Source organism: Arthrobacter sp. 2YAF22_2 (genome assembly GCF_052114645.1).
GTDB lineage: Bacteria > Actinomycetota > Actinomycetes > Actinomycetales > Micrococcaceae > Arthrobacter.
In genome coordinates this window covers 1-5,424 of sequence record NZ_JBFRFD010000242.1, presented here as the reverse complement: position 1 = coordinate 5,424, position 5,424 = coordinate 1, and the positions used below count along the sequence as shown (strand labels likewise).

The following is a 5,424-nucleotide window of genomic DNA, read 5'->3' as shown; positions in this document are numbered from 1 at the left end:
GTCGCCTCCCGCGAACTGGCCGCCGCGATCGACAACCCGGTGGTCCTACCGGACGGCCGGGTCAGCTCCAACGGCAACTTCCACGGCGCCCCCGTGGCCTACGTGCTGGACTTCCTGGCGATCGGCGTCGCGGATCTGAGCTCCATCGCCGAACGCCGGACCGACCGGATGCTGGACCCGGCACGCTCACACGGGCTGCCGGCGTTCCTCGCCGCTGACCCCGGCGTGGACTCCGGACTGATGATCGCGCAGTACACCCAGGCCGGGCTGGTCTCGGACAACAAGCGGCTGGCCGTTCCGGCGTCGGTGGACTCGATCCCGAGCTCGGCCATGCAGGAGGACCACGTCTCGATGGGATGGCATGCCGCCCGCAAACTGCGCCGGGCGGTGGAGAACCTGCGGAGGGTCCTGGCCATCGAACTCGTGACTGCAGCCCGGGCCCTGGACATCCGCACCCAGCTCTCCGGCGGCGAACTGACGCCGGGCCCGGCCGGCGCCGCGGTGATCGGGGCCCTGCGCGAGGTGGTGGACGGGCCGGGAACCGACCGGTTCCTGTCCCCCGAGCTGGAGGCCGCCGACCGGCTGGTCGCCTCGGGCAAGATCCGGGCCGCGGCCGAATCCGCCGTCGGAAATCTGGCCTGACGGCAAAGAAAATACGCCGACGGCGGGGATTTTCCGCCACCCCCAAAATGTTCTGGCACACGGCCCGCGGGGGCGAAAGAAGTGTAGTAAATATATGAGCAAGCCCACACCGACGACGTTGTGGCAGGGACCTACAAAGGGGTAGAAGTTCATGAAAGCACGCGGGACGGTCATGGCCAGGCGCGCGGCGTACGCCGCCACGGTCTCCGACTGGAGAAGCCTCAAGGCTGGGGACCAGGTCGAAATCCTCAAGCACGCACAGTTACTCGCGGCCGGAGACGTTGAAGAAGTCTCGGCCAGCGGGAACGTGCTCTGGCTGGTGCCGGGCGCACAGTCGGAAGCGACGTCGTTCCTAAAGTCCGACGGCGTGCAGGTGCGGCGGAGCTAGGCACCAACGAAAGGGCCGGTGAGGGGACTACCCCTCACCGGCCCTCGGCGTCTGCCGGCTCGCGGCTAGGCGGCCATGTCTTCGTGGGTCTCGCCGAAGGGCACGGTTTCATCCAGCGCCACCGTGTAGGCGCCAGCCTCGTGGCGGGTAACCCGGATCCCGCAGCGGCGGTCGTGGACGGCCGAGGCGATCAGGGTGTTGACGGCGGTTTCCAGGCCGTGGTGGACTTCGTGGGCACTGGCAAACGAGAGCTTGATCGACGTCGCGTCAGAGGCCTCGGTCTGCATGGTGTGTGTGTTCATTGACTGGTCTTTCGTAGAATCCGGCCGTTTGGCCGCCCTCTATTCTAGTCTGTCCGGCGCGGCTTCCCTGACGGAAGCCGATAATGTGCCCTTAGCGGGATAAGTTTGAGGCGAGGGGGCACCGTTCCGTTGGGACGGTGCCCCGCCCCATTTCGAGGCGCCATCACGGCTGCGGCAGGAGGGCGTGCGCATGTTCGAAGCTTCCAGCGTTGTCTTCACCGCGGCCGGAATCGCCGTCTTTATCGCGGCCGTGCTGCCCAAACTCCTGCGTAACGCTCCGCTCTCGATGCCGATGGTGTTCCTGGGCGCGGGGATATTGGCGTTTGCCTTCCTCCCCGACCTGCCGAACCCCGACCCGCTGCAGTACGGGGAATTCGTCACCCACCTCACCGAAGTGTGCGTCATCATCTCGCTGATGGGCGCCGGGTTGGCGCTGGACCGGCCCCTGGGCCCGCGGCTGTGGTCCACGACCTGGCGGATGCTGGGCCTGGCCATGCCGCTGTGCATCGTCGGCCTGACCCTGCTCGGACTGTGGTTCCTCGGGCTCGGACTGGGGGCGGCGCTCCTCGTGGCGGCTGCCTTGGCCCCTACGGACCCGGTGCTCGCCTCCGAGGTGCAGGTGGGCGAGCCGGCCGATGAGGAGGGCGGAACCGGACGGGAGGACGAGATCCGCTTCGGGCTGACCTCCGAGGCGGGGCTGAACGACGGGCTCGCGTTCCCCTTTGTCTACCTCGCGATCGCCATCAGTCTCGTCGGCGCCGCGCCGTCCGGCTGGTTCGGGCACTGGCTCGCCGTGGATGTGCTGTGGCGGATCGGCATCGGCGTGCTGCTGGGCCTCGCGATGGGCAAGCTGCTGGGACGGCTCTTCTTCACGGCCCGGCATGAGAGCGTCCGGCTGTCCAACCATGCGGAGGGTTTCGTGGCGCTGGCGGCGACCTTCCTGGCCTACGGCGTGACGCAGATGATCGAGGGCTACGGATTCGTCGCGGTGTTCGTCTGCGCCGTCACCATCCGGGCGGCCGAGCGGACGCACGGGTTCCACCGGGTGATGCACTCGTACGTGGAGCAGCTCGAGCGGCTCATGACGGTGGTCATCCTGGTGCTGCTGGGCGGCGCGATCGCGCGCGGCCTGCTCGCCGGGATCGGCTGGACCGAGGTGCTGGTTGCGCTGGCCTTCCTGCTCCTGGTGCGCCCGCTGGCGGGCTGGCTCGGGTTGGCCCGGGGCAAGACGGGCCCGCGGGAGCGGACCGCCATCTCCTTCTTCGGCATCCGCGGCATCGGTTCTCTCTACTACCTCGCTTTCGCCCTGGCGCACGGGAACTTCGGCGCCCAGGCGCACGAACTCTGGGCCTTCGTGGGACTCGTCGTGGCGATGTCCATCGTGCTGCACGGCGCGACGACGGCACCGGTGATGAACCGGTTGGACCGGCTGCGGCAGCGCCGCGCCGTGGAGCAGCACGGCGACGAGGGACAGGCGCCGCTCACCGCCATCTGAGGGCGGTGCGGGCCCCAGGCAGCCACTGGAATGACGCGCTCTTGTTATAAAGAAGGCAGGGCGTCGGGCTATTGGGCGTCGCACCCGCCGGTTATGCTGAGGGCACGAAGTCTTGGGGGTAACTTCCGGGACGTTTTCTGCATCCTGCCGGCGTAGCCAGGCCAGGACCTTTCGTTTCAGGAGTTGTTCGAGCGTGTTCTTCAAGACTTTCGGCTGGTCGTTCGGGGTCACCCTCGTCGCTTTGGTAGTCGCTTTCCTGTACGGCGGACCCCAGGCACTGATCCTGTGCCTCATCCTGGGCATTCTGGAAATCAGCCTGAGCTTCGACAACGCCGTGATCAACGCCCGGATCCTGGAACGGATGAACCCGTTCTGGCAGAAGATGTTCCTCAGCGTGGGCGTCGTCATCGCCGTCTTCGGCATGCGGATCCTGTTCCCGCTGCTCATCGTCGGCGTCACGGCCAACCTGAACCCTGTTGAAGCCGTCAGCCTGGCCATGGAAAAGGGCGATCCGCACACCCCGGGTAGCTACGGCTTCCTGCTGCACGAAGCCCACCCGCAGATCGCGGCCTTCGGCGGAATGTTCCTGCTGATGCTGTTCCTGGACTTCATCCTCGCTGACCGGGACATCAAGTGGATCAAGTTCCTCGAGGTCCCGCTGGCCCGGCTGGGCAAGCTCGAAGGCGCGTCCCTGGTGATCGGCATGGTGGCGCTGGCCGTCGCCGGTGCCGTATCCGGCGAAAAGCAGGGCATCGTCCTGCTCGCGGGCCTGTTCGGCTTGATCACATACTTCCTCGTGAACGGCCTCGGAAACCTCTTCGACGTCGATCAAGACGGCGACATAGATGCCGCGGACGCAGACCTGGTGGTTCACTCGGGTCCCTCCGGCGCCGCTCGGCTGGCCGGCAAGGCCGCCTTCATGCTCTTCCTGTACCTGGAAGTCATCGATGCGTCGTTCTCGTTCGACGGCGTCATCGGCGCGTTCGCCATCACGTCCGACCCCATCATCATCGCCCTCGGACTCGGCTTCATCGGAGCCATGTTCGTCCGCTCGCTGACCGTATTCCTGGTCCGGCAGGGCACGCTGGACGAGTTCGAATACCTGGACCACGGCGCCCACTGGGCCATCGGTGCCCTGGCCGTCATCCTGCTGGTCACGATCGTGGTTCCGGTCAACGAGGTCGTGACCGGCCTGATCGGCGTCGTGTTCATCGGCGCCGCCTTTGCCGGCTCGGTACTCCGGAACAAGAGGGCCAGCGCCGCCGAACCGGTCCAACCACTCGAGCCGGCGCAGAACTAGCGACCCAGCATTAGACGCAACACACCACAGCCACCACTAGGAAAGCAGGCATTTCAATGGGATTGAGTTTGCAAAAGGGCCAGTCGCTGTCACTGACCAAGCAGAACGGTGATTCGCTGACGCACGTCCGGTTGGGCTTGGGTTGGGACTCCGCGGTCCCCGCCAAACGGGGTTTCTTCGGCGGGACCAAGACGGTGGAGATCGATCTGGACGCCTCCGCGCTCCTGTTTGACGCCGCCGGCCAGCACCTGGACACCGTCTTCTTCAACCAGCTCACCAGCAAGGACGGCTCCATCCGGCACACGGGGGACAACCTGACGGGTGAAGGCGACGGCGACGACGAGACCCTCATGGTCGACCTGTCGAGCGTATCGCCAGCCGTCGCGCACATCGTCTTTATCATCACCAGCTACAGCCAGCAGACCTTCGACATGGTCCAGAACGCGTTCTGCCGCGTGATCGACGACTCGGTGGCGGGAAGCCCTGAGGTCGCCCGCTACGACCTCACCGAATCGGGCCGGTATACGGCGATGGTGATGTCCAAGCTTTCGCGGAACGGCAACGTCTGGAACTTCAAGGCCATCGGCACCCCGGCCAACGGGCGCACGCCCGGTGAAGTCCGCGGCGCCGCAGCGGCTTCCCTTTAACCCGACTGAACCGGCGCCCCTGCGCCGTTGAATGTACACGACAAAACGAAGGAGTTTCTCTTGTCCAGCCTGACTCTGAGTAAGGGCAGCAACCTGTCGCTGACCAAAGCCGATCCGGGGCTCCGCAAGGCCATGATCGGCCTGGGCTGGGACCCGCGGACCACCGCCGGTGAACAGTTCGACCTTGACGCCTCCGCCCTGCTGGTCCGGGCCGACGGGAAGGTCCGCTCCAACGCGGACTTCATCTTCTACAACCAGTTGGCCACGCCGGACGGCTCGGTAGTGCACCAGGGCGACAACCGCACGGGCGAAGGGGAGGGCGACGACGAGCAAATCCTGATCGACCTCGCAGCCGTCGCGTCGGACATCGAGAAGATCGTAATTGTCGTATCGATCGACCAGGCCGACGCGCGGCGTCAGAACTTCGGCCAGGTGCGCGATGCTTTTTGCCGGGTCGTGAACCAGGAATCGGACAACGAAGTTGTTCGGTACGACCTGACCGAAGATGCGGCGGCGGAAACGTGCATGATTTTTGCCGAGCTTTATCGGAACGGCGGCGAATGGAAATTCCGTGCCGTGGGGCAGGGCTACGCGTCCGGCCTCCATGGCGTGGCCACGGACTTCGGCATCTCGCTGGACTAGCGGTGCAT

Annotated in this window: 7 protein-coding genes; 6 read left to right on the top strand and 1 reads right to left on the bottom strand. The window is 65.9% G+C overall.

All coding sequences use genetic code 11. The annotated features are described in order from the left end of the window. The coding region (locus AB4Y86_RS11125; protein WP_441402295.1) for an aromatic amino acid lyase at nt 1–642 on the top strand (642 nt) is incomplete at its 5' end. A gap of 151 nt (nt 643–793) precedes the next feature. Then, nucleotides 794–1,030 (top strand): hypothetical protein, encoded by a 237-nt coding sequence (locus AB4Y86_RS11120; RefSeq protein WP_441402294.1) that lies wholly within the window; start codon nt 794–796, stop codon nt 1,028–1,030. Nucleotides 1,031–1,095: 65 nt separating this feature from the next. Here the strand turns inward: AB4Y86_RS11120 and AB4Y86_RS11115 are convergent, their stop codons facing one another. Continuing rightward, nucleotides 1,096–1,332, bottom strand: coding sequence for a hypothetical protein (locus AB4Y86_RS11115; protein ID WP_441402293.1), 237 nt, complete (start codon nt 1,330–1,332; stop codon nt 1,096–1,098). Between the two features lie 190 nt (nt 1,333–1,522). On the opposite strand from AB4Y86_RS11115, the gene AB4Y86_RS11110 reads away from it, so the two are divergent. The 4 genes from AB4Y86_RS11110 to AB4Y86_RS11095 all read left to right on the top strand — a co-directional run bounded on the left by AB4Y86_RS11110 (nt 1,523) and on the right by AB4Y86_RS11095 (nt 5,416). After that, nucleotides 1,523–2,827, top strand: coding sequence for a cation:proton antiporter (locus AB4Y86_RS11110; RefSeq protein WP_441402292.1), 1,305 nt, complete (start codon nt 1,523–1,525; stop codon nt 2,825–2,827). Between the two features lie 193 nt (nt 2,828–3,020). Continuing rightward, nucleotides 3,021–4,127, top strand: coding sequence for a DUF475 domain-containing protein (locus AB4Y86_RS11105; RefSeq protein WP_441402291.1), 1,107 nt, complete (start codon nt 3,021–3,023; stop codon nt 4,125–4,127). Nucleotides 4,128–4,183: 56 nt separating this feature from the next. Further along, entirely contained in the window at nt 4,184–4,774 is a 591-nt protein-coding gene (locus AB4Y86_RS11100) for a TerD family protein (RefSeq protein ID WP_441402290.1), read from the top strand. A 60-nt stretch (nt 4,775–4,834) separates the two neighbouring features. Continuing rightward, nucleotides 4,835–5,416: a TerD family protein gene (locus AB4Y86_RS11095; RefSeq protein WP_441402289.1), complete on the top strand. Its 582-nt coding sequence runs from the start codon at nt 4,835–4,837 to the stop codon at nt 5,414–5,416. Nucleotides 5,417–5,424 lie beyond the last annotated feature (8 nt).

Bases quoted from the DNA above. Each gene is read 5' to 3' on its own strand.
- AB4Y86_RS11110 (WP_441402292.1), top strand. From the start codon at position 1,523: ATGTTCGAAGCTTCCAGCGTTGTCTTCACCGCGGCCGGAATCGCCGTC.
- AB4Y86_RS11100 (WP_441402290.1), top strand. From the start codon at position 4,184: ATGGGATTGAGTTTGCAAAAGGGCCAGTCGCTGTCACTGACCAAGCAG.
- AB4Y86_RS11115 (WP_441402293.1), bottom strand. From the start codon at position 1,332: ATGAACACACACACCATGCAGACCGAGGCCTCTGACGCGACGTCGATC.
- AB4Y86_RS11120 (WP_441402294.1), top strand. From the start codon at position 794: ATGAAAGCACGCGGGACGGTCATGGCCAGGCGCGCGGCGTACGCCGCC.